The 21,020-nt window shown below is 50.5% G+C and carries 20 protein-coding genes, 1 pseudogene and 1 other annotated feature; of the genes and pseudogenes, 7 read left to right on the top strand and 14 right to left on the bottom strand.

What is annotated here, in order from left to right:
* Nucleotides 1-6: 6 nt before the first annotated feature.
* Together ribF and WES_RS23895 are read right to left on the bottom strand one after the other, a co-directional pair.
* The gene (ribF, locus tag WES_RS17700; RefSeq protein WP_016159418.1) at nucleotides 7-948 is read right to left on the bottom strand and encodes a bifunctional riboflavin kinase/FAD synthetase; all 942 of its coding nucleotides are present in this window, start codon (nucleotides 946-948) and stop codon (nucleotides 7-9) included.
* Nucleotides 949-955: 7 nt separating this feature from the next.
* Nucleotides 956-1,173: pseudogene (locus WES_RS23895) on the bottom strand (DUF2575 domain-containing protein).
* 102 nt (nucleotides 1,174-1,275) lie between these two features.
* Here WES_RS23895 and rpsT point away from each other — a divergent pair.
* Nucleotides 1,276-1,539: a 30S ribosomal protein S20 gene (gene rpsT / locus WES_RS17705; protein WP_001274019.1), complete on the top strand. Its 264-nt coding sequence runs from the start codon at nucleotides 1,276-1,278 to the stop codon at nucleotides 1,537-1,539.
* A gap of 95 nt (nucleotides 1,540-1,634) precedes the next feature.
* Here rpsT and nhaR read toward each other — a convergent pair whose 3' ends face one another.
* Nucleotides 1,635-2,540, bottom strand: a complete 906-nt coding sequence (nhaR, locus tag WES_RS17710; RefSeq protein WP_000062880.1) for a transcriptional activator NhaR — start codon at nucleotides 2,538-2,540, stop codon at nucleotides 1,635-1,637.
* Between the two features lie 59 nt (nucleotides 2,541-2,599).
* Nucleotides 2,600-3,766 carry a Na+/H+ antiporter NhaA gene (nhaA, locus tag WES_RS17715; RefSeq protein WP_000681376.1) on the bottom strand — a complete coding sequence of 389 codons (1,167 nt, stop codon included), beginning with the start codon at nucleotides 3,764-3,766 and terminating at the stop codon, nucleotides 2,600-2,602.
* Nucleotides 3,767-4,350: 584 nt separating this feature from the next.
* Here nhaA and mokC point away from each other — a divergent pair.
* Nucleotides 4,351-4,503, top strand: a complete 153-nt coding sequence (gene mokC, locus WES_RS0120935; protein ID WP_000809168.1) for a type I toxin-antitoxin system toxin MokC — start codon at nucleotides 4,351-4,353, stop codon at nucleotides 4,501-4,503.
* Between the two features lie 105 nt (nucleotides 4,504-4,608).
* Here mokC and dnaJ read toward each other — a convergent pair whose 3' ends face one another.
* A complete protein-coding gene (gene dnaJ / locus WES_RS17720; protein WP_016159421.1) occupies nucleotides 4,609-5,739 on the bottom strand; it encodes a molecular chaperone DnaJ in 1,131 nt (376 codons plus the stop codon).
* 88 nt (nucleotides 5,740-5,827) lie between these two features.
* On the bottom strand, nucleotides 5,828-7,744 hold the full coding sequence (dnaK, locus tag WES_RS17725; protein ID WP_000516135.1) for a molecular chaperone DnaK: 1,917 nt from the start codon (nucleotides 7,742-7,744) through the stop codon (nucleotides 5,828-5,830).
* A 375-nt stretch (nucleotides 7,745-8,119) separates the two neighbouring features.
* On the opposite strand from dnaK, the gene WES_RS17730 reads away from it, so the two are divergent.
* From WES_RS17730 to satP, 3 genes are all read left to right on the top strand, one after another.
* Entirely contained in the window at nucleotides 8,120-8,524 is a 405-nt protein-coding gene (locus tag WES_RS17730; protein WP_000835565.1) for a DUF2541 family protein, read from the top strand.
* Nucleotides 8,525-8,550: 26 nt separating this feature from the next.
* On the top strand, nucleotides 8,551-9,264 hold the full coding sequence (msyB, locus tag WES_RS17735; protein ID WP_016159422.1) for an acidic protein MsyB: 714 nt from the start codon (nucleotides 8,551-8,553) through the stop codon (nucleotides 9,262-9,264).
* Nucleotides 9,265-9,412: 148 nt separating this feature from the next.
* Complete coding sequence (satP, locus tag WES_RS17740) at nucleotides 9,413-9,979, top strand: acetate uptake transporter (protein WP_000528538.1); 567 nt, start codon at nucleotides 9,413-9,415, stop codon at nucleotides 9,977-9,979.
* A 33-nt stretch (nucleotides 9,980-10,012) separates the two neighbouring features.
* Here the strand turns inward: satP and mog are convergent, their stop codons facing one another.
* Together mog and tal are read right to left on the bottom strand one after the other, a co-directional pair.
* Entirely contained in the window at nucleotides 10,013-10,600 is a 588-nt protein-coding gene (gene mog, locus WES_RS17745) for a molybdopterin adenylyltransferase (RefSeq protein WP_001094685.1), read from the bottom strand.
* A 114-nt stretch (nucleotides 10,601-10,714) separates the two neighbouring features.
* Complete coding sequence (gene tal, locus WES_RS17750; RefSeq protein ID WP_000130187.1) at nucleotides 10,715-11,668, bottom strand: transaldolase; 954 nt, start codon at nucleotides 11,666-11,668, stop codon at nucleotides 10,715-10,717.
* A gap of 279 nt (nucleotides 11,669-11,947) precedes the next feature.
* On the opposite strand from tal, the gene WES_RS17755 reads away from it, so the two are divergent.
* Complete coding sequence (locus WES_RS17755; RefSeq protein WP_016159423.1) at nucleotides 11,948-13,378, top strand: alanine/glycine:cation symporter family protein; 1,431 nt, start codon at nucleotides 11,948-11,950, stop codon at nucleotides 13,376-13,378.
* Nucleotides 13,379-13,447: 69 nt separating this feature from the next.
* Nucleotides 13,448-14,224, top strand: coding sequence for a peroxide stress protein YaaA (gene yaaA, locus WES_RS17760; RefSeq protein ID WP_016159424.1), 777 nt, complete (start codon nucleotides 13,448-13,450; stop codon nucleotides 14,222-14,224).
* Nucleotides 14,225-14,387: 163 nt separating this feature from the next.
* Here yaaA and WES_RS17765 read toward each other — a convergent pair whose 3' ends face one another.
* From WES_RS17765 to WES_RS17785, 6 genes are all read right to left on the bottom strand, one after another.
* Nucleotides 14,388-14,711, bottom strand: a complete 324-nt coding sequence (locus WES_RS17765; protein WP_016159425.1) for a DUF2502 domain-containing protein — start codon at nucleotides 14,709-14,711, stop codon at nucleotides 14,388-14,390.
* 213 nt (nucleotides 14,712-14,924) lie between these two features.
* Nucleotides 14,925-16,211, bottom strand: a complete 1,287-nt coding sequence (gene thrC / locus WES_RS17770; protein WP_016159426.1) for a threonine synthase — start codon at nucleotides 16,209-16,211, stop codon at nucleotides 14,925-14,927.
* A complete protein-coding gene (gene thrB / locus WES_RS17775; RefSeq protein ID WP_016159427.1) occupies nucleotides 16,212-17,144 on the bottom strand; it encodes a homoserine kinase in 933 nt (310 codons plus the stop codon). It abuts the gene before it with no gap.
* Nucleotide 17,145: 1 nt separating this feature from the next.
* Nucleotides 17,146-19,608 carry a bifunctional aspartate kinase/homoserine dehydrogenase I gene (thrA, locus tag WES_RS17780; RefSeq protein WP_001264717.1) on the bottom strand — a complete coding sequence of 821 codons (2,463 nt, stop codon included), beginning with the start codon at nucleotides 19,606-19,608 and terminating at the stop codon, nucleotides 17,146-17,148.
* 25 nt (nucleotides 19,609-19,633) lie between these two features.
* Nucleotides 19,634-19,753: a sequence feature (Thr leader region), on the bottom strand.
* Nucleotides 19,689-19,754 carry a thr operon leader peptide gene (thrL, locus tag WES_RS0120925; protein WP_001386572.1) on the bottom strand — a complete coding sequence of 22 codons (66 nt, stop codon included), beginning with the start codon at nucleotides 19,752-19,754 and terminating at the stop codon, nucleotides 19,689-19,691. It overlaps the preceding feature by 65 nt.
* Nucleotides 19,755-19,967: 213 nt before the next feature.
* A complete protein-coding gene (locus tag WES_RS17785) occupies nucleotides 19,968-20,654 on the bottom strand; it encodes a tRNA/rRNA methyltransferase (RefSeq protein ID WP_016159428.1) in 687 nt (228 codons plus the stop codon).
* Nucleotides 20,655-21,020 lie beyond the last annotated feature (366 nt).

Genomic DNA, 21,020 nt, shown 5'->3' with positions numbered 1-21,020 from the left:
ACAGGCTTAAGCCGGTTTTGTTAGCCCAAAAAATTCGCGGGCGGTTAATTCATCACGCGCAATCTGCGCCTTCAGTTCGTCCAGCGACGCAAATCGCTGCTCACTGCGTATTTTTTTACGCAGCACTACTTGTATATGGCGACCGTACAGGTCCATTGCAACATCTAACAAATGCACTTCCAGCTGCTGGCGGATACCTGCAACCGTTGGGCGCGTGCCGATGTTTGCAACGCCGGGTAACGGCTTTTCACCGAGGCCCAGCACTTCCACCGCATAAACCCCTTTCACCGGGGAGACCTGACGGCGTAGCGGTACATTCGCCGTCGGGAAACCAATGGTGCGCCCTAACTCATCACCGTGGACAACGCGCCCGGAGATGGCAAACGGGTGCCCCAATAAACTTTCCGCCAGAGCAAGGTTGTCATCTGCCAATGCCTGACGCACAGCGGTACTGCTGATACGCACGCCGCCTTCGCAAAAAGTTTGCGTACTGGTGATGTCGAAGCCGTATTCCGCGCCAGCTTTCTGTAATAACAAGAAATCACCTTCACGACCAGCGCCAAAGCGGAAATCATCACCAACAGCCAGAAATTTTACCCGCAAATGCTTTACCAGTAGATCGCTGATAAAGTTTTGCGCCGTCAGCGCCGCAAAACGCCTGTCGAAACGCACGCACAGCACATACTCCACGCCGCACTCTGCGAGGTAACGCAGTTTTTCCCGCAGTCGGGTCAGGCGTGCCGGAGCTTTATCGGTAGCAAACAGTTCCAGCGGTTGAGGCTCAAAAAGCATCACCATCACCGGTAAGTTGCGCTTGCGCCCTTCTTCCTGCAACCCCTGCAACAGCGCGCGATGACCGCGATGCACGCCGTCGAAATTACCAATAGTCAGCACACACCCTTCTTGCGGGGCCTGGCTGAGATTATGTATGCCGCGTATCAGCTTCATGTCTGGCTCAAAACAGTGAAAATCGTCCGAGTATACCTTGTACAGCGGTCAAGGTTAACCGGCGATTGAGTACTGAAATCAGAAAGAAGTGGCTTTTCATTGCCATGGCGCAAATCACGGTAAGAAACTAACGACCTGCTGCAATTTTATCGCGGAAAAGCTGTATTCACACCACGCAAACTGGTAGAATCCTGCGCCATCACTACGTAACGAGCGCCGCCATATTAACGGCGCTTATTTGCACAAATCCATTGACAAAAGAAGGCTAAAAGGGCATATTCCTCGGCCTTTGAATTGTCCATATAGAACACATTTGGGAGTTGGACCTTGGCTAATATCAAATCAGCTAAGAAGCGCGCCATTCAGTCTGAAAAGGCTCGTAAGCACAACGCAAGCCGTCGCTCTATGATGCGTACTTTCATCAAGAAAGTATACGCAGCTATCGAAGCTGGCGACAAAGCTGCTGCACTGAAAGCATTTAACGAAATGCAACCGATCGTGGACCGTCAGGCTGCTAAAGGTCTGATCCACAAAAACAAAGCTGCACGTCATAAGGCTAACCTGACTGCGCAGATCAACAAACTGGCTTAATCGCCTTTTGTTGTCAGCTTTGTAAAAAAACCCGCGTAAGCGGGTTTTTTTATGTCTCCAGCAGGCCAAAACTGCAGCCTGCAAAGTACGAATGGTTATTTCGCGGCTGGCGTAAACAGCGCAGAGTAATCAGCATTGCAAATACGCTGTACCGCAGGGTGTTGAATCATCCTTTCGGCAAAAATCGCATGGTACTCTTCCATGACATTCTCAACTCGCCCAATCTCCACAACCGAGTTATCATTATAAAAATCATTGGCATACAGCGAAGGCGCAACGAAAATAGCGTTATGCGTCGCCCCAAAGGCTTTCATCAACGCCGCATCATCAAACTCCCCCAGAATTTCCACGTTTAAGCCCTGAGAGTTAAACCAGTTTAATAGCTTGCGTCCCAACATTGAGCGACGCCCCGGAATAAGTAAACGACGCTCTTCCAGACAGGCAGGAAACGGCTTTTCCGGCAGCGGGTTAGTGCACCAGAAACTGACGCCACACTCGCCAATTTTCATGGAAAACAGCCCTTCTTGTTGGGTGGAGTCGATCGGACAGTCAGAGATGATCATATCCAGCTTATGCTGACTCAACTGCTCTAACAGCATCTCGTGCGTCGATTCGAAACAGCGTAGATGAATCTGCTCGTCTTCTACAACTGCGGCATCCAGAACACTGCTGACCAGGCGTTTGGAAAGGGCATCAGCCACACCAACATCAAACAATAAGTTGGACTCTTTGCGATAGTTGACGATATCCAGCATTTCCTGGCTTAGCGTGAACATTTTATCGGCATAGCGATAGACCAGTTCCCCCAGTTCACTGGGTTCCAGACCGCGTCCTTTACGCTTAAATAATTTCCCTTGCAGGCGCTCTTCCAGCGCCCGGATCTGTCCGGTAATGGTTTGTGGTGTTAAATAAAGCGCCTCCGCTGCGCCAACCACAGAGCCTTCTTTGTAGACATGCCAGAAGTAATACAAGTGGTTGTAATTGATATGAGACATGCTCATTTCTCTCCCTGATAAGAATGAAAAGGGAGCCATTTATGGCTCCCCGGAACATCGTCCAGTCAAACTGATGGACGTAAACGAATGCGTAACCAGCTATATCCAATTACCGCCGAAGAGATTGAGCCAACCAGAATGCCCAATTTCGCCCAGTTAATCAGTTCTGGATCTACGCTACCAAAGGCCAGGCTGGCGATAAAGATAGACATAGTAAAACCGATACCACACAGGATACCAACCGCCATAATTTGCTGATAAGTGGTTCCCTCCGGCAAATGCGCCAGTTTCAAACGCAGCGCCAGCCAGCAGAACAAACTAATACCCAACGGCTTGCCAATCAGCAAACCGGCGATGATCCCTAATGGCAGGATGGAGGTCAGGCCATCCAGCGTCACGCCTTGCAGAGAAACGCCGGCATTGGCAAAAGCAAACAGCGGCAAAATCAGATAAGCCACCCACGGATGCAATACATGCTCCAGGCGCTTCGCTGGAGAACGACCATGCTTCTCTTTCAATGGAATAAAGAAACCGACAATGACGCCTGCCAGCGTTGCGTGGACGCCTGATTTCAACACTGCAGTCCACAACACCACGCCGACCAGAATATAAACTCCCGTGCGGCGAACACCACAAATGTTCAGCACCGCGAGCACCGCAATTGCTACAGCTGCAACGCCAAGAGAGGCCATCGACAAGTCATTAGTGTAAAACAAGGCGATGATAATGATGGCTCCAAGATCGTCGATAATAGCCAGCGCCATCAAAAAGATCTTCAGTGCTAATGGTACACGACTTCCCAATAACGCCAGGACACCGAGGGCAAAGGCAATATCAGTCGCTGCCGGGATTGCCCACCCTTCACGAGTGATAGGATCGGCGTAGTTAAAGGCCAAATAGAGCAATGCCGGGACAATCATCCCGCCGATTGCGGCAATAACCGGAAACGCAGCCTGGCGTAAACTGGCCAGCGATCCTTGCATCAGCTCGCGTTTAACTTCCAGACCAACTAACAGGAAAAATATCGCCATTAGCGCGTCATTTATCCATAACAGCATGTTTTTATTGATTTCAAGAGAACCTACCCGCAGCTGAACCGGCGTCTCAAGAAAGTCGTGATACCATCCACTGGTTGCACCGCTGTTGGCCATAATCATCGCCAGAACAGCGGCAATGATGAGAATAATGCCTCCCGAGGCATCACTGCTAAAGAATCGATGCAGATGTTTCACTTTTTATTTCTCTTTCAGGTGAATAGATCGTTTTTACTATTTTACTCTGCGCGAATCATCGTTAAAATCAGATTATAGTGTAGGAATAATTCGCTTTTAACGATCTATAAAGAAGATTGCGTCACCAGCAGAGGGAGTGTTTTTGGCGCCCGAAAGCGGTGGCTGATGACCTCAAGCCCTGATAATCATAGCTTAATGTCAAGATTTCTGAGGGGTTTATTCGGAATAAGTAATAATTAATTTGCAATAAACCGGAGCTGTTTGTTAAGGCGATATTTCAAATATCTCCAATTTATCGTCAATAATCGCAATAAAAAGCTAAATCAACGTTAACTAATTGAATCCTTAAAAAATTACGCCATAAAAATGCGAGGCGTCTTCAGGATTAGAATCGATAAAACAGAATGGATTAAAGAGAGCGGTATAATAACGGCGGGTGCTTGAGGCTGTCTGTCTCAGGCATTAGCTGGATGGCAGATAGAGAAAAGCCCCGAGTGATATTTTACCATCAACCCGAGGCCCCCTATATGCAGAACACATGTAGAGTGCCTCTTACTGACCGTAAGGTCAAGGATAAGAGAGCAATGAAGCAGCATAAGGCGATGATAGTCGCCCTGATCGTCATCTGTATCACCGCCGTAGTGGCGGCGCTGGTAACGAGAAAAGACCTCTGTGAGGTTCACATCCGAACTGGCCAGACGGAGGTTGCTGTTTTCACGGCTTACGAATCCGAGTAAGAGCAACGGCGGGGAGCGATCCCCGCCACTTTACAGGTGCCCGCATATCTTCAACGCACCCTATTTTTTTACCCTGGCCTGCCCACGGGCAGGCCTTTGGGGAAATTAGCGAGTCAGGTCGTCAAAAAACTTCTTCACGCCATCAAAGAAACTCTTCGAGCGTGGGCTGTTGTGCTCGCCGGTTGGGCCACCGAAGCTTTCTTGCAGCTCTTGCAGCAGCTGTTTCTGCTTCTCGTTCAGACCTACCGGTGTTTCGACGACAACACGGCACAGCAAATCGCCCTGTGCACCGCCGCGAACAGACTTGACGCCTTTACCGCGCATACGGAACAACTTACCGGTCTGCGTTTCGCCTGGCACTTTCAGTTTTACGCGACCATCAAGGGTCGGCACTTCGATTTCACCGCCCAACGCCGCCATTGCGAAGTTGATCGGTACTTCGCAATACAGGTTGTTGCCTTCACGTTCGAAAATCGGGTGCTGTTTAACCTGAACCTGAACGTACAGATCGCCTGCCGGTGCGCCATGTTCGCCTGCTTCACCTTCGCCCGCAAGACGGATGCGGTCTCCAGTATCCACCCCTGCCGGGATTTTAACGGACAGCGTTTTGCTACGCTCAACACGACCATGACCATGGCATTTGTTGCACGGATCTTTGATAAGCGTACCGCGCCCCTGACAGTGCGGACAGGTCTGCTGTACAGCGAAGAAGCCCTGGCGCATCTGCACCTGACCAGAACCATGACAGGTCGGACAGGTCTGCGGCTGCGTACCTGGTTTTGCACCGCTACCGTGGCAAACGTCACACTCTTCCAGAGTCGGAATGCGGATCTCTTTGGTCACGCCACGTACAGCTTCTTCGAGGGTGAGCTCCATGTTATAGCGTAAATCAGCACCACGCGCCGCACGTTGACGACCACGTCCGCCGCCAAAAATATCGCCGAAAACGTCACCAAAAATATCGCTGAAGTCTGCGCCGCCGCCAAAACCGCCGCCGCCCATGCCGCCTTGCTCAAACGCAGCATGACCATACTGATCGTATGCCGCACGTTTTTGCGAGTCGGTCAGAACTTCATAAGCTTCCTTGATCTCTTTAAATTTCGCCTCGGCCTCTTTGTCACCCTGGTTACGGTCCGGGTGGTATTTTATGGCCAGGCGTTTGTAGGCCTTTTTGATTTCACGCTCTTCCGCTGTTTTGGAAACGCCTAAAATCTCGTAATAATCTTGCTTAGCCATCTTTTTTAAATTGCCCCTAGATGAATGCACGGGCGGAGAGGAAATTCCCCTTCGCCCGTGTCAGTATAATTACCCGTTTATAGGGCGATTATTTTTTGTCTTTGACTTCTTCAAATTCAGCGTCGACAACATCGTCATCTTTCGCGTTGTTTGCAGAAGCATCAGCACCGGCAGTCTGCTGCTGGGCATGTTGCTGCTGGGCGATTTCCATCAGTTTCTGGGAAACCTGTGCCAGTTCCTGCATTTTCGCTTCGATAGCGGCTTTGTCTTCACCTTTCAGAGCAGTTTCCAGTGCAGTCAGCGCAGACTCGATAGCAGTTTTGTCGTCAGCCGGCAGTTTGTCGCCTGCTTCTTCAACCTGCTTACGGGTGCTGTGCAGCAGATGGTCGCCCTGGTTGCGAGTCTGTACCAGCTCTTCAAACTTACGGTCAGCTTCGGCGTTAGCTTCTGCGTCGCGTACCATTTTCTGGATTTCATCTTCGTTCAGACCAGAAGAAGCCTTGATGGTGATCTTCTGCTCTTTACCGCTGTTTTTATCTTTCGCGGAAACGTGCAGGATACCGTCAGCATCGATATCGAAGGTAACTTCGATCTGCGGCATGCCGCGCGGTGCCGGGTTGATACCATCCAAGTTGAACTGACCCAGAGATTTGTTATCAGCCGCACGTTTACGTTCACCCTGCAGCACATGGATGGTTACCGCAGACTGGTTGTCTTCAGCGGTAGAGAACACCTGGCTGTGCTTGGTCGGAATAGTGGTGTTTTTCGCGATCAGCGTCGTCATCACACCGCCCATGGTTTCGATACCCAGAGACAGCGGGGTAACGTCCAGCAGCAGTACGTCTTTCACGTCGCCAGTCAGTACACCACCCTGAACGGCAGCACCGATTGCCACAGCTTCGTCCGGGTTAACGTCTTTACGCGGCTCTTTACCAAAGAACTCAGCAACTTTCTTCTGAACCATTGGCATACGAGTCTGACCACCAACGAGGATAACATCGTCGATATCAGATACGGACAGGCCAGCGTCCTGCAGAGCAACTTTCAGCGGCTCAATGGAACGGTTCACCAGGTCTTCTACCAGGCTTTCCAGTTTTGCACGAGTCACTTTGATGTTCATGTGTTTCGGACCGGTCGCGTCTGCGGTGATGTACGGCAGGTTAACGTCGGTCTGCTGAGCGGAAGACAGTTCGATTTTCGCTTTTTCTGCCGCTTCTTTCAGGCGCTGCATTGCCAGCGGATCGTTGCGCAGGTCAATGCCCTGATCTTTCTTGAATTCTTCAACCAGGTAGTTGATCAGACGGCTGTCGAAGTCTTCACCACCCAGGTGGGTATCACCGTTGGTTGCCAGAACTTCGAAGGTTTTTTCGCCATCAACTTCGTCGATTTCGATAATGGAAATATCGAAAGTACCACCACCCAGGTCATAAACCGCGATAGTACGGTTGCCAGTACCTTTGTCCAGACCGTAAGCCAGTGCAGCAGCGGTCGGTTCGTTGATGATACGTTTTACTTCCAGACCAGCGATACGGCCTGCGTCTTTAGTTGCCTGACGCTGAGCATCGTTAAAGTATGCCGGTACGGTGATAACTGCTTCAGTTACCGGTTCGCCCAGGTAATCTTCTGCAGTTTTCTTCATTTTTTTCAGCACTTCAGCAGAAATCTGCGGCGGTGCCATTTTCTGGCCTTTAACTTCGACCCATGCGTCGCCGTTATCAGCAGCAATAATTTTGAATGGCATGATGGAAACATCACGCTGTACTTCTTCGTCCTGGAAGCGGCGGCCAATCAGGCGTTTAATCGCAAACAGGGTGTTTTGCGGGTTCGTCACTGCCTGACGTTTAGCCGGCTGACCAACCAGAGTTTCACCATCCTGGGTATAGGCAATGATAGAAGGCGTGGTGCGATCGCCTTCGGCGTTCTCCAGCACACGAGGAGTGGTGCCATCCATAATCGCTACACAAGAGTTGGTAGTACCCAGGTCGATACCAATTATTTTACCCATCTAAACGTCTCCACTATATATTCGGTCATCATGTGGTTGTGAGTCTGTAATAGGAGCGAAACGTCTGGTTTCAACTGCCCAATTTCATTTTTTTGCAGACTCACTCACTGCGGTTGACTACTAAATGGGGTCGTAACCCACGTCATCAAGGGGGAGATGCAAAAATTTTTTGTGCTTTTGCGCAGAAATTTCACGATATGCCGGAAGAACTGAAAAAAAAGGAACAATAACATTCACGTAAATAATGAATTTTACACAAGTTATTCACTAGAAAATTGTAATAAAAAGAAAAGATTACGTACCTGAATCTTCTTTTAGTCAGCAGTAAACTAATGGCTATTCTTCCCCCGACTACTCCCCGCTAAGAGAATCTTAATGAAATCCATTTTTATGATTTCCGCCAGCCTCGTGCTCGGCCTGATGCTGTGCTGCACCGCGCAGGCCAACGACCATAAAATCCTCGGCGTCATTGCCATGCCGCGTAACGAGACCAACGATCTGACGTTGAAACTCCCCGTTTGCCGCATTGTAAAACGCATACAACTCACTGCCGATCATGGCGATTTACAGTTAAGTGCCGCGTCGGTTTATTTCAAAGCAGCCCGTAGCGCCAGCCAAAGCCTGAACATTCCGGCTGAAATCAAAGAAGGGCAAACCACCGGCTGGATCAACATTAACAGCGATAACGACAACAAACGCTGCGTGTCAAAAATCACCTTTTCCGGTCATACGGTGAACTCATCGGATATGGCCACGCTGAAAATTATCGGCGACGACTAACCTTTTAATACAGAAGCCACAATGACATGAACGTCAACTATCTACATGATTCAGACTTAGATTTTCTACAGCATTGCAGCGAAGAACAGCTGGCAAACTTTACCCGCTTACTCACTCATAATGAAAAAGGCAAAACCCGCCTGTCCAGCGTATTAATGCGCAACGAACTGTTTAAATCGATGGAAGGGCATCCCGAGCAGCATCGCCGCAACTGGCAGCTAATTGCTGGGGAATTACAACATTTTGGCGGCGATAGCATCGCTAACAAACTGCGCGGACACGGCAAACGGTATCGCGCTATTTTACTCGATGTCTCCAAACGGCTGAAACTGAAAGCCGATAAAGAGATGTCTACCTTTGCAATTGAGCAACAGTTACTCGAACATTTTCTGCGCAATACCTGGAAGAAAATGGACGAGACGCATAAAAAGGAGTTTTTGCAGGCCGTCAACGCAAAGGTTAACGAACTGGAAGAGCTGCTGCCGTTATTGATGAAAGACAAACAACTGGCCAAAGGCGTGTCGCATCTGCTTTCCAGCCAACTTACCCGCATTTTGCGTACCCACGCTGCGATGAGCGTGCTTGGGCATGGTCTGCTACGCGGCGCGGGTCTGGGAGGGCCGGTGGGTGCAGCATTAAATGGGGTTAAAGCCGTTAGCGGCACTGCCTTTCGGGTGACAATTCCAGCGGTGTTGCAAATCGCCTGTCTGCGGCGAATGGTTAGCGCCACTCAGCCCTGATACCTGACACAGGGGAAAATTTTCATTTTCCCCTCAAAAGATCATAGACACTGCCCCACTGGCTGATTATTATGCCGCGCCCTGAAAACACTACAGTTATTCAGGGAAATTATTTCACCATTCATTCGATGATGATTTTTGAGGAATTATGGGCAACACTAAGTTGGCTAATCCGGCACCGCTGGGCCTGATGGGCTTCGGCATGACCACCATTCTGCTTAACCTGCACAACGTGGGTTATTTCGCCCTGGACGGTATTATTCTTGCCATGGGCATCTTCTACGGCGGCATCGCGCAAATTTTTGCCGGTCTGCTGGAGTACAAAAAAGGCAATACTTTCGGTTTAACCGCCTTTACCTCTTACGGTTCTTTCTGGCTGACGCTGGTTGCGATTCTGCTGATGCCGAAACTGGGTCTGACCGATGCGCCAAATGCGCAGTTCCTTGGTGTCTACCTGGGTCTGTGGGGCGTGTTTACGCTGTTTATGTTCTTCGGCACGCTGAAAGGCGCACGCGTTCTGCAATTCGTTTTCTTCAGCCTGACCGTGCTGTTTGCCCTGCTGGCTATCGGTAATATTGCCGGTAACGCTGCAATCATCCATTTCGCAGGCTGGATTGGCCTGATTTGCGGTGCCAGCGCAATCTATCTGGCGATGGGTGAAGTGCTGAACGAGCAGTTTGGTCGCACCGTTCTGCCGATTGGTGAATCCCACTAATTGTTTGAGATCCCCCCGTTCGGGGGGATTTTTTTATTCGCTCACTTCGCGTCTTGCACTCTTCGGTCTGAATGCAGCAACCACTTCTGGTGCCGTTTCAACGTATGGCCCTTCCAGCAACTGAATGCAGTACGGTACGCTGGCAAAAATACCGTGCACCACAACGTTACCCTCAGCGTCCTTCACACCTTCCAGCGTCTCTTTAATAGACTTCGGCTGACCGGGTAAGTTAAGGATCAGTGCCTGTTTACGAATCACGCCAACCTGACGCGAAAGGATCGCCGTCGGCACAAAATGCAGGCTAATCTGGCGCATCTGTTCACCAAAGCCCGGCATCTCGCGGTCAGCTACTGCCAGCGTTGCATCAGGCGTCACGTCACGGCGCGCCGGCCCAGTCCCTCCCGTAGTGAGTACCAGATGACAACTCATTTCATCCACCAGCTCACACAGGGTTTGTTCAATGATCGCCTGCTCATCAGGGATTAAGCGGGTTTCCAGCTCAAATGGCGTTGTCAGTGCGGATGTCAGCCATTCTTCCAGCGCAGGGATGCCTTTATCCTGATAAACGCCGCTGGACGCGCGATCAGAGATGGAAACTAAGCCGATACGTAAAGTATTCATCAAGATTTTTCCGTTTAAACAGTCTCGTTAAACAGAATGATACACTGCGAAGGGAGTGACAGACAGGCTTCAGAAGAGGTAGCGTGACCGACTTCCCGGTCACGCTAAGAGTGATTACAGCAGATCGCCGATCATTTTTTCCAGTTTTTCCTGGTCAACAGCAAACTTACGGATACCTTCCGCCAGTTTATCTACTGCCATTGGATCCTGGTTGTGCTGCCACAGGAACTCGGACTCGGTGATGCGCGCCGGACGCGCTTTCACTTCGCCGGTGTAAGACAGTTTACGTTCGATAGCCCCTTCGCTCTCAGCCAGCTCTTTCAGCAGTGCCGGTGCGATGGTCAGACGGTCGCAGCCTGCCAGTTCCAGAATTTCGCCGATGTTACGGAAGCTTGCGCCCATAACCACAGTTTCGTAACCGTGCTCTTTGTAGTACTGGTAGATTTCAGATACAGAAACCACACCCGGATCTTCTGCCGGCGCATACTCTTTCTTATCGGTATTGGCTTTGTACCAATCCAGAATACGACCAACGAACGGAGAGATCAGGAACACGCCCGCTTCCGCACAAGCACGCGCCTGAGCGAAGGAGAACAGCAGAGTCAGGTTACAGTTGATGCCTTCTTTTTCCAGCTGTTCAGCAGCACGGATACCCTGCCAGGTAGACGCCAGTTTGATCAGAATACGATCGTTGCTGATACCCGCATCGTTGTAAAGTTTGATCAGGCGTTTTGCTTTCGCAATTGACGCTTCAGTGTCATAAGAAAGACGCGCATCAACTTCAGTGGAGATACGGCCAGGAACCAGTTTCAGGATTTCCAGACCAATGTTTACAGCCAGTTTGTCAGTCGCGTCCACGATTTGCTGTGCGCGATCGTTGCTCTGCTGTTTCGCCCATGCGACAGCATCATCAATCAACTTGCGGTATTCCGGAATCTGCGCTGCATTAAGAATGAGAGAAGGGTTGGTTGTGGCATCCTGCGGTTGATACAGCTTCATTGCCGCGATGTCCCCAGTGTCGGCCACTACAGTGGTGTACTGACGAAGGGAGGTCAATTTGTCCGTCATGATAGTATTTCTCTTTAAACAGCTTGTTAGGGGGATGTAACCGGTCTGCCCTGATGATATCACGACGCAACGACAGCGCAACCGCAGACGAGAGGGTTATAGCCAGGCGAGACTGTTTAGGTTTTCTGACACTGCGTTGATATCGCTCGCCATTTTTAAACAAAAACTCGAGTATGCTACCCAGGCGTTATCTACCAATGCACATCGTATATAATTCTTAATCAATTGGTAACGTTTACACAGGAATGTAACCGCGTGCCGGCGACAAGAGGGATACGAATGCCTGATTTTTTCTCTTTTATTAACAATGTTCTATGGGGATCAGTGATGATCTACCTGCTCTTCGGTGCAGGTTGCTGGTTCACTTTTCGCACCGGATTCGTTCAGTTTCGCTATATTCGCCAGTTTGGCAAAAGTCTCAAAAATAGCGTTCATCCCCAACCGGGTGGCTTAACCTCTTTTCAGTCACTGTGCACCAGTCTTGCCGCGCGCGTCGGCAGCGGTAACCTCGCAGGCGTTGCGTTGGCCATTACTGCCGGAGGGCCAGGTGCCATCTTCTGGATGTGGATTGCCGCATTTATCGGCATGGCGACCTCTTTTGCAGAATGTTCCCTTGCCCAGCTTTATAAAGAACGTGACGCTAATGGGCAGTTTCGCGGTGGTCCAGCATGGTATATGGCGCGTGGATTGGGGATGCGCTGGATGGGCGTGCTATTCGCTATCTTTTTGCTCATTGCCTACGGATTGATTTTCAGCGGTGTTCAGGCAAACGCCGTTGCCCGCGCGATGAATTTTGCGTTTGATGTTCCACCATTAGTAACTGGCATCATTCTCGCCGTCTTTACCCTGTTGGCGATAACCCACGGTATTCATGGCGTAGCCCGACTGATGCAATGGTTTGTCCCCGCGATGGCATTAATCTGGGTACTCGCCAGTCTGGTCATTTGTGCGATGAATATCGAGCAACTTCCTCACGTCATTTGGTCTATTTTTGAAAGCGCCTTTGGCTGGCAGGAAGCGGCAGGCGGCGCGGCGGGCTACACCCTGAGTCAAGCGGTTACAAACGGCTTTCAGCGCAGTATGTTTTCTAATGAGGCGGGAATGGGTTCGACACCAAACGCAGCGGCAGCAGCGGCATCCTGGCCGCCGCATCCAGCTGCGCAAGGCATTGTCCAGATGATCGGCATTTTCATCGACACCCTGATCATCTGCACGGCGAGCGCCATGCTGATATTACTGGCCGGAAACGGTACAACCTATATGCCGCTGGAGGGTATACAACTTCTCCAGAAAGCAATGCGAGCACTAATGGGTTCCTGGGGAGCAGAGTTTGTCACAATAGTGGTAATTCTGTTTGCCTTCAGCTCCATCGTCGCCAATTACATTTATGCAGAAAATAACCTTTTCTTTTTACGCCTGAACAGTCCCAAAGCGATCTGGTGCCTGCGTATCTGCATCTTTACCACCGTGATTGGTGGCACGCTACTTAGCCTACCCATGATGTGGCAACTGGCTGATATTATTATGGCGTGTATGGCTATCACTAATCTGACCGCTATTTTGCTGCTCTCTCCGGTAGTGCATACCATTGCCAGTGATTATCTTCGCCAGCGTAAACTTGGTGTGCGTCCGGTGTTTGATCCACTGCGCTACCCGGATATCGACCAGCAACTCGCGCCTGATACGTGGGATGATGTTTCGCGGGACTAATCACAACTATCGATCAATTCATCCGCTTTTTTTGCTACAGTCGCTGTAAATTTCCTGCAAGGACTGGATATGCTGATTCTGATTTCACCTGCGAAAACGCTTGATTATCAAAGCCCGTTGGCTACCACGCGCTATACGTTGCCGGAGCTGTTAGACAACTCTCAGCAGCTTATTCACGAAGCGCGGAAGCTGACGCCCCCGCAGATTAGCACGCTGATGCGCATCAGCGACAAACTGGCGGGTATCAACGCCGCTCGCTTTCATGACTGGCAGCCAGATTTCACGCCAGAGAATGCCCGACAGGCGATTCTGGCGTTCAAAGGCGATGTCTACACCGGTTTACAGGCCGAAACCTTCAGTGAAGACGATTTCGCTTTTGCCCAGCAGCATTTGCGTATGCTTTCCGGTTTGTATGGCGTACTGCGCCCGCTCGATTTAATGCAGCCATATCGTCTGGAGATGGGTATCCGTCTTGAAAACGCCCGGGGCAAAGATCTGTACCAATTCTGGGGTGATGTGATCACCAACAAGCTGAACGAGGCACTTGAAGCGCAAGGCGATCAGGTAGTGATTAACCTGGCATCAGATGAGTATTTTAAATCGGTGAAACCGAAGAAACTGAATGCTGAGATTATCAAGCCGGTGTTCCTCGATGAGAAGAACGGTAAGTTTAAGGTTATTAGCTTCTACGCTAAGAAAGCGCGTGGCCTGATGAGTCGTTTTATTATTGAAAATCGCCTGACCAAACCAGAGCAACTGACTGGTTTTAATAGTGAAGGTTACTTCTTCGATGAAGCCAGTTCCAGCAATGGCGAACTGGTGTTTAAACGCTACGAACTGCGTTAAGTGTGTGGTAAATGTCGGATGCGGCGTAAACGCCTTATCCGGTCTACAAAACATGTAGATTCAATATATTGTAGAGATCACGTAGGCCTGATAAGCGTAGCGCATCAGGCAATTTGGCGTTTGTCATCAGTCTCAAATGCCGGAGGTCATCCGGCATTTATATTTACCGATGGTGCCTGTCCGGGCCTGGACGATGATCGCCGCCGTGATCGTGTCGATGATCTCCACGGTGATCATTTCGATGATCATTATACCAATTATGACGCGGCGATCCGTGTGGGTGCCAGCGATTGTCTCGCCATTCATAATTTCGATACCACCAGTCACGGTCACGCCAGTAACCGCCGTCCCAGTAGTAACCACGGTGGTCGCGATCGCCAATCTGTAATGTCACTGAAGGTACTAGCATTATTTCCCCAGCCTGCGCTGCCATAGGAGCGACCAGAATCAGGGAAAGTGCGAGTAGGATAGGTTGCATCTTTTTCACAGGTGACTCCTTTTATCATTGCCAGTTATGGGCCGATATCAGGAGCTTACGGTAAAAGAATCCCCGTTGTCATTCTCTACAATTGAAAGAGCTAAGTTACCGCATTTATTGAAAATTTCTCCTTTTTTTCTGTCGATTTTTCTCATGTTTTCTCCATAAAAAAGCCGAACTGTATAAACGCAAGCCCGGCCATTTTCAGGAAATTAATGGATACTACTTATGATTCATCATCAGCTTGCGCAACGCGGCAAAATCGGCGGGCAGATAATGAGAAAGCAGCGGTAATTCAGCTCGTTCTGCCAGCTCTTTTGGCAGCGCCAGCGATTCACCGAGAATCGCTTCCACACTCTCTTTAAACTTCGCCGGATGTGCGGTGCCGAGGAACAGACCATATTCGCCTGGATGCAACTGGTCACGCAGCGCACGGTAAGCCACAGCAGCGTGCGGTTCTGAGGTATAGCCCAGCTCTTTTAACTCGCGCATCGTCTGTTGCGTGGTTTCATCATCCACCGCTGCATAACCCAGCTCTTTCAGTTGCCAGACTTTCCGGCGGAACAACTCTTCCACACGCGGCCAGTTATTCGGCTGGCTAACATCCATCGCATTGGATAACGTCGCCTGGGTGGCTTTTGGCGACCACTGCCCGTCGTGCAGGAAACGCGGCACTGTATCGTTCACGTTAGTGGCAGCGATAAAACGCTTCACCGGCAGACCGAGAGATTTCGCCAGCAGACCTGCCGTCAAATCGCCGAAGTTACCGCTCGGCACCGAGACAACCAGCTGGTTGCGCGCTTCCTGCGGCAACTGCGCCACAGCTTCAAAGTAGTAGCAAATTTGTGCCAGCAAGCGGCTGATGTTAATGGAGTTAGCGGAGTTTAACCCCAGCGCCACTTTCAGTTCTTCATCATCAAACGCCTGCTTCACCAGAGCCTGACAGGCATCGAAATCGCCGTCGATGGCAACGGTTTCAATATTGCCGCCCAGCGTACAGAACAGCTTTTCTTGCAGGGGACTGATTTTGCCGCGCGGATAGAGGATAACCACTTTTACATTCGGTAAACCGTAGAAAGCGTGAGCCACTGCCGCCCCGGTATCGCCGGAGGTTGCAGTCAGAATGGTCACTGGCTTATCGCCCGCTATGTGGGTCAGCATTTGCGCCATAAAGCGACCGCCGAAATCTTTAAATGCCAGCGTTGGCCCGTGGAACAGTTCCAGACAACCGACATCGCTTTCAACTTTGGCAACCGGAGCCGGAAAGGCAAACGCCGCGCGAACGCGCTCTTCCAGTGCGTCCTGCGGGATTTCATCACCAATAAACGCCGAAAGGATCTTCGCGCTACGGGTGACGAAATCCAGTTTCAGCATCTCATCAATTTCGGTCAGGCCGAATTCCGGCAGATCGTGCGGAAAAAACAGCCCCTGATTTTTGCCCAACCCCTGCGTTACGGCTTGTGCAAAGCTGACCTGCTCGTTGTGATCTTTCAGATTGTAGAGTTTCATTTATTTTTCCAGTACTCGTGCGCCCGCCGTATCCAGCCGGCAAATATGAACAAAACCTTCCTGATTTTGCAGGTAGTTCTTACCCAACCAGTCGGCAACGCGCTGGGCGGTATCCGGCTTGTCACACAAAGCGAACAAGGTCGGACCGGAGCCAGAGATACCGCTCGCTACCGCGCCGATTTCCGCAACCGCCTGCCGCGCCTGCCGGAAGCCAGGCAGTAACCGTTCACGGTAGGGTTCAGCGATAACATCTTTCATCAGCTTCGCGGCAAGCTCAGGCTGACGGGAATAGCAGGCGTGAATGAAGCCTGCCAGATGTCGCCCGTGCGCAATGCAATCCTGGCGGCGATACTGCGCCGGTAAAATAGCCCGGGCTTCTGCCGTCGAGACTTTAATCCCCGGATACGCCAGCACCCACAGCCACTCATCAAACCCGGGCACTTGCTGGCTGATGATGTCGTTTTCTTCGATCATCAACTGCATACCACCAAGAAAACACGGTGCCACATTGTCGTAATGAATGCTGCCGGAGATACGTCCTTCCAGCTCGCCCATCAAAGCCAGCAAACGGGTGTCATTAAGTGGCTTGCCGCAGTGTTCATTCATCGCGACCAGTGCCGCGACCACCGAACAGGCGCTGGAGCCTAAGCCCGAACCGATCGGCATATTCTTTTCCAGAGTCATCGCCACTGGAATTTGCTTGCCCAGCTCCTGGCAAAAACGCTCCCAGCACTGATAAACGATATTTTCTCGTGGTTCTGACGGTAGCTTGTCGGCAAACCGTCCAAGGTTGTTGAGGCTGAATGTCTCTGCCGCATCAACCGTCACCACATCCCCAAGCAACTCGCCATCAACAGGCGTTACCGCCGCGCCGAGCACATCAAACCCAACGCTCATATTGGCACTGGAAGCCGGAGCATAAACTTTAACCATGTCAGACTCCTAACTTCCATGAGAGGGTGCGTAGCAAATCGGCAAAGACACCGGCAGCTGTAACGTCATTGCCCGCCCCATATCCGCGCAGAACCAACGGCAGCGGCTGATAATAGTGGCTATAGAAGGCCAGGGCATTTTCGCCATTTTTCACTTTGAACAGCGGATCGTTACCATCCACTTCAGCAATTTTCACGCGGCAGACGCCATCGTCATCAATATTGCCAACATAACGCAAAACTTTGCCCTCATCACGAGCCTTCGCCACGCGTGCGGCAAAGAGATCGTCGAGCTGTGACAGATTCGCCATAAAAGCTGCAACATCACCCTCGGCATTAAACTCTGCAGGCAGCACAGGTTCGATCTCAATATCCGCTAATTCCAGTTCACGTCCAGTTTCACGGGCGAGAATCAACAGTTTGCGCGCCACATCCATACCAGAAAGATCATCTCGCGGGTCCGGTTCGGTATAACCCATTTCCCGCGCCAGCGTGGTCGCCTCGGAGAAACTCATGCCTTCGTCTAACTTGCCGAAGATGTAAGAAAGCGAACCAGAAAGAATGCCGGAGAATTTCATCAACTCATCACCTGCGTTGAGCAGGTTTTGCAGATTCTCAATGACCGGTAATCCCGCACCGACGTTGGTGTCATAGAGGAATTTACGCCGCGACTTTTCCGCCGCGTAACGCAACTGGTGGTAATAATCCATCGACGAGGTGTTGGCCTTTTTGTTCGGCGTCACCACGTGGAAACCTTCGCGGAGGAAGTCGGCATATTGATCCGCCACCGCCTGGCTGGAGGTGCAGTCAACAATAACCGGATTCAGCAGATGATATTCTTTCACCAGGCGAATTAAGCGCCCAAGGTTGAACGGCTCTTTAGCTTGCGCCAATTCTTCCTGCCAGTTTTCCAGGTTAAGACCATGCACATTGGTCAGCAACGCCTTCGAGTTGGCAACGCCACAGACTCGTAAATCAATATGTTTACTCTTCAGCCAGCTTTGCTGACGCTTCAGTTGCTCCAGCAGCGCACCTCCAACGCCACCGACACCAATCACAAACACTTCGATAACCTGATCGGTATTGAACAGCATCTGATGAGTAACGCGCACGCCAGTGGTCGCATCATCGTTATTTACCACCACGGAGATTGAACGTTCAGAAGACCCTTGGGCAATGGCGACAATGTTGATATTAGCGCGAGCCAGCGCGGCAAAGAATTTCGCCGAGATCCCACGCAGCGTGCGCATACCATCGCCCACCACCGAGATAATAGCCAGCCGTTCTGTCACTGCCAGCGGCTCCAGTAAGCCTTCTTTCAGTTCAAGATAGAACTCTTCCTGCATTGCCCGTTCAGCTCGCACACAGTCGCTTTGTGGAACGCAGAAACTGATGCTGTATTCGGAAGACGATTGCGTAATCAGCACCACTGAAATGCGGGCGCGTGACATTGCTGCAAAGACGCGCGCCGCCATGCCGACCATCCCTTTCATTCCGGGACCAGAAACGCTGAACATCGCCATGTTATTCAGATTGGAAATACCCTTGACCGGTAATTCATCTTCATCACGGCTGGCACCAATGAGCGTCCCTGGCGCTTGTGGATTTCCGGTGTTTTTAATTAGGCAAGGGATCTGGAACTGAGCGATGGGGGTAATGGTGCGGGGGTGAAGAACTTTAGCGCCGAAATAGGAAAGCTCCATCGCTTCCTGATAGGACATCGACTTTAACAACCTCGCATCGGGCACCTGACGCGGGTCGCAGGTATAGACCCCGTCGACGTCCGTCCAGATTTCGCAACAATCGGCACGTAAACAGGCAGCCAGCACCGCAGCGGAGTAGTCGGAACCATTGCGTCCCAGCACCACCAGTTCGCCTTTTTCATTACCGGCGGTGAAGCCTGCCATCAGCACCATGTGGTCAGCCGGAATGCGGCTTGCAGCAATACGGCGGGTGGATTCAGCAATATCGACGGTAGATTCGAGGTAGTGACCGACAGCCAGCAGTTTTTCGACTGGATCGATAACGGTAACGTTGTGACCGCGCGCTTCCAGTACACCGGCCATAATGGCGATCGACATTTTTTCACCACGGCAGATCAACGCAGCGTTGATGCTGTCCGGGCACTGTCCCAACAGGCTGATACCATGCAGAACATGTTTGATTTGGGCAAATTCTTGATCGACGAAAGTTTTCAGTTGCGCCAGCGGGAATCCCGGCTGGGCGGCGGCGAGTCCCGTCAGAAGTTCGGCAAAAATACGTTCGGCATCGCTGATATTGGGCAAAGCATCCTGGCCGCTAATCGTTTTTTCAATCATCGCCACCAGATGGTTGGTTATTTTGGCGGGAGCAGAGAGGACTGTAGCCACCTGCCCCTGCCTGGCATTGCTTTCCAGAATATCGGCAACCCGCAGAAAACGTTCTGCATTTGCCACTGATGTACCGCCGAACTTCAACACTCGCATGGTTGTTACCTCGTTATCTTTGGTCGAAAAAAAAGCCCGCACTGTCAGGTGCGGGCTTTTTTCTGTGTTTCCTGTACGCGTCAGCCCGCACCGTTACCTGTGGTAATGGTGATGGTGGTGGTAATGGTGGTGCTGATGCGTTTCATGGATGTTGTGTACTCTGTAATTTTTATCTGTCTGTGCGCTATGCCTATATTGGTTAAAGTATTTAGTGACCTAAGTCAATAAAATTTTAATTTACTCACGGAAGGCAACCAGTTCATAAGCTGCTGGCAGGTGCTCTTTTTTTAATCCACTCAGAGACAGATTTCCCGTTGCAGTCAGAATGAAAACCTAAAAACAACATGACGTGGCGTTTTTTATTTGGTGATATTTTTTTCAATATCATGCAACAAACGATGCAACATTGCGGTATCCCGTTGCTCTAAAAGCCCCAGACGTTGCTGTAACCAGTCGACCAGTTTTGTGTCATCTGCCACCGCTAACGTCGTTAACAACGACATGGCACGTTCGCGTAAAGCGCGCAGTTGATGTTGGTCTGCCGTTGCGTTACTTTTCGTCGGTTGTTGTATTAATGTTGCTAATTGATAGCAATAGACCATCACCGCCTGCCCCAGATTGAGCGAAGGGTAATCTGCCACCATTGGCACACCGGTAAGAATATCAGCCAGTGCCAGTTCCTCGTTGGTCAGCCCGGAATCTTCACGACCAAAGACCAGCGCCACGTGATTCATCCACGCCGATTTTTCTTCCAACAATGGCACCAGTTCCACCGGTGTCGCGTAGTAATGATATTTCGCCCGACTACGCGCTGTGGTGGCAACAGTGAAATCTACGTCATGTAACGATTCAGCCAGCGTCGGAAAAACTTTAATATTATCAATAATATCACCGGAGCCATGTGCAACCCATCGGGTGGCTGGCTCCAGGTGTGCCTGACTATCGACAATCCGCAGTTCACTAAATCCCATCGTTTTCATTGCCCGCGCTGCTGCCCCAATATTTTCTGCTCTGGCGGGTGCGACCAGAATAATCGTCAAACGCATGTTGCTACTCTTCTTGACCAAATAACCGCGAATAGAGTGATGAATGTCAACTTACTGCGCGGAGAGAATTTACAAAATATTAACGCAAGTCGCAGAAAAAGCCCTTTACTTAACTTAAAAAAAGCTAAACTGTTTCTTGACTGTACTAACCGTTCAATTGTTAAAAAACGCTACATATCTTTCTGTTTACTTAGGATAATTTTATAAAAAATAAATCTCGACAATTGGATTCACCACGTTTATTAGTTGTAGGATGCAACTAGTTGGATTATTAAAATAATGTGACGAAAGCTAGCATTTAGATACGATGATTTCATCAAACTGTTAACGTGCTACAATTGAACTTGATATATGTCAACGAAGCGT

This window comes from Escherichia sp. KTE31, from assembly GCF_000407925.1.
GTDB lineage: Bacteria > Pseudomonadota > Gammaproteobacteria > Enterobacterales > Enterobacteriaceae > Escherichia > Escherichia ruysiae.
The sequence above is the reverse complement of the archived record's forward strand: the minus strand, read 5'-3'. Positions and strand labels throughout refer to the sequence as shown.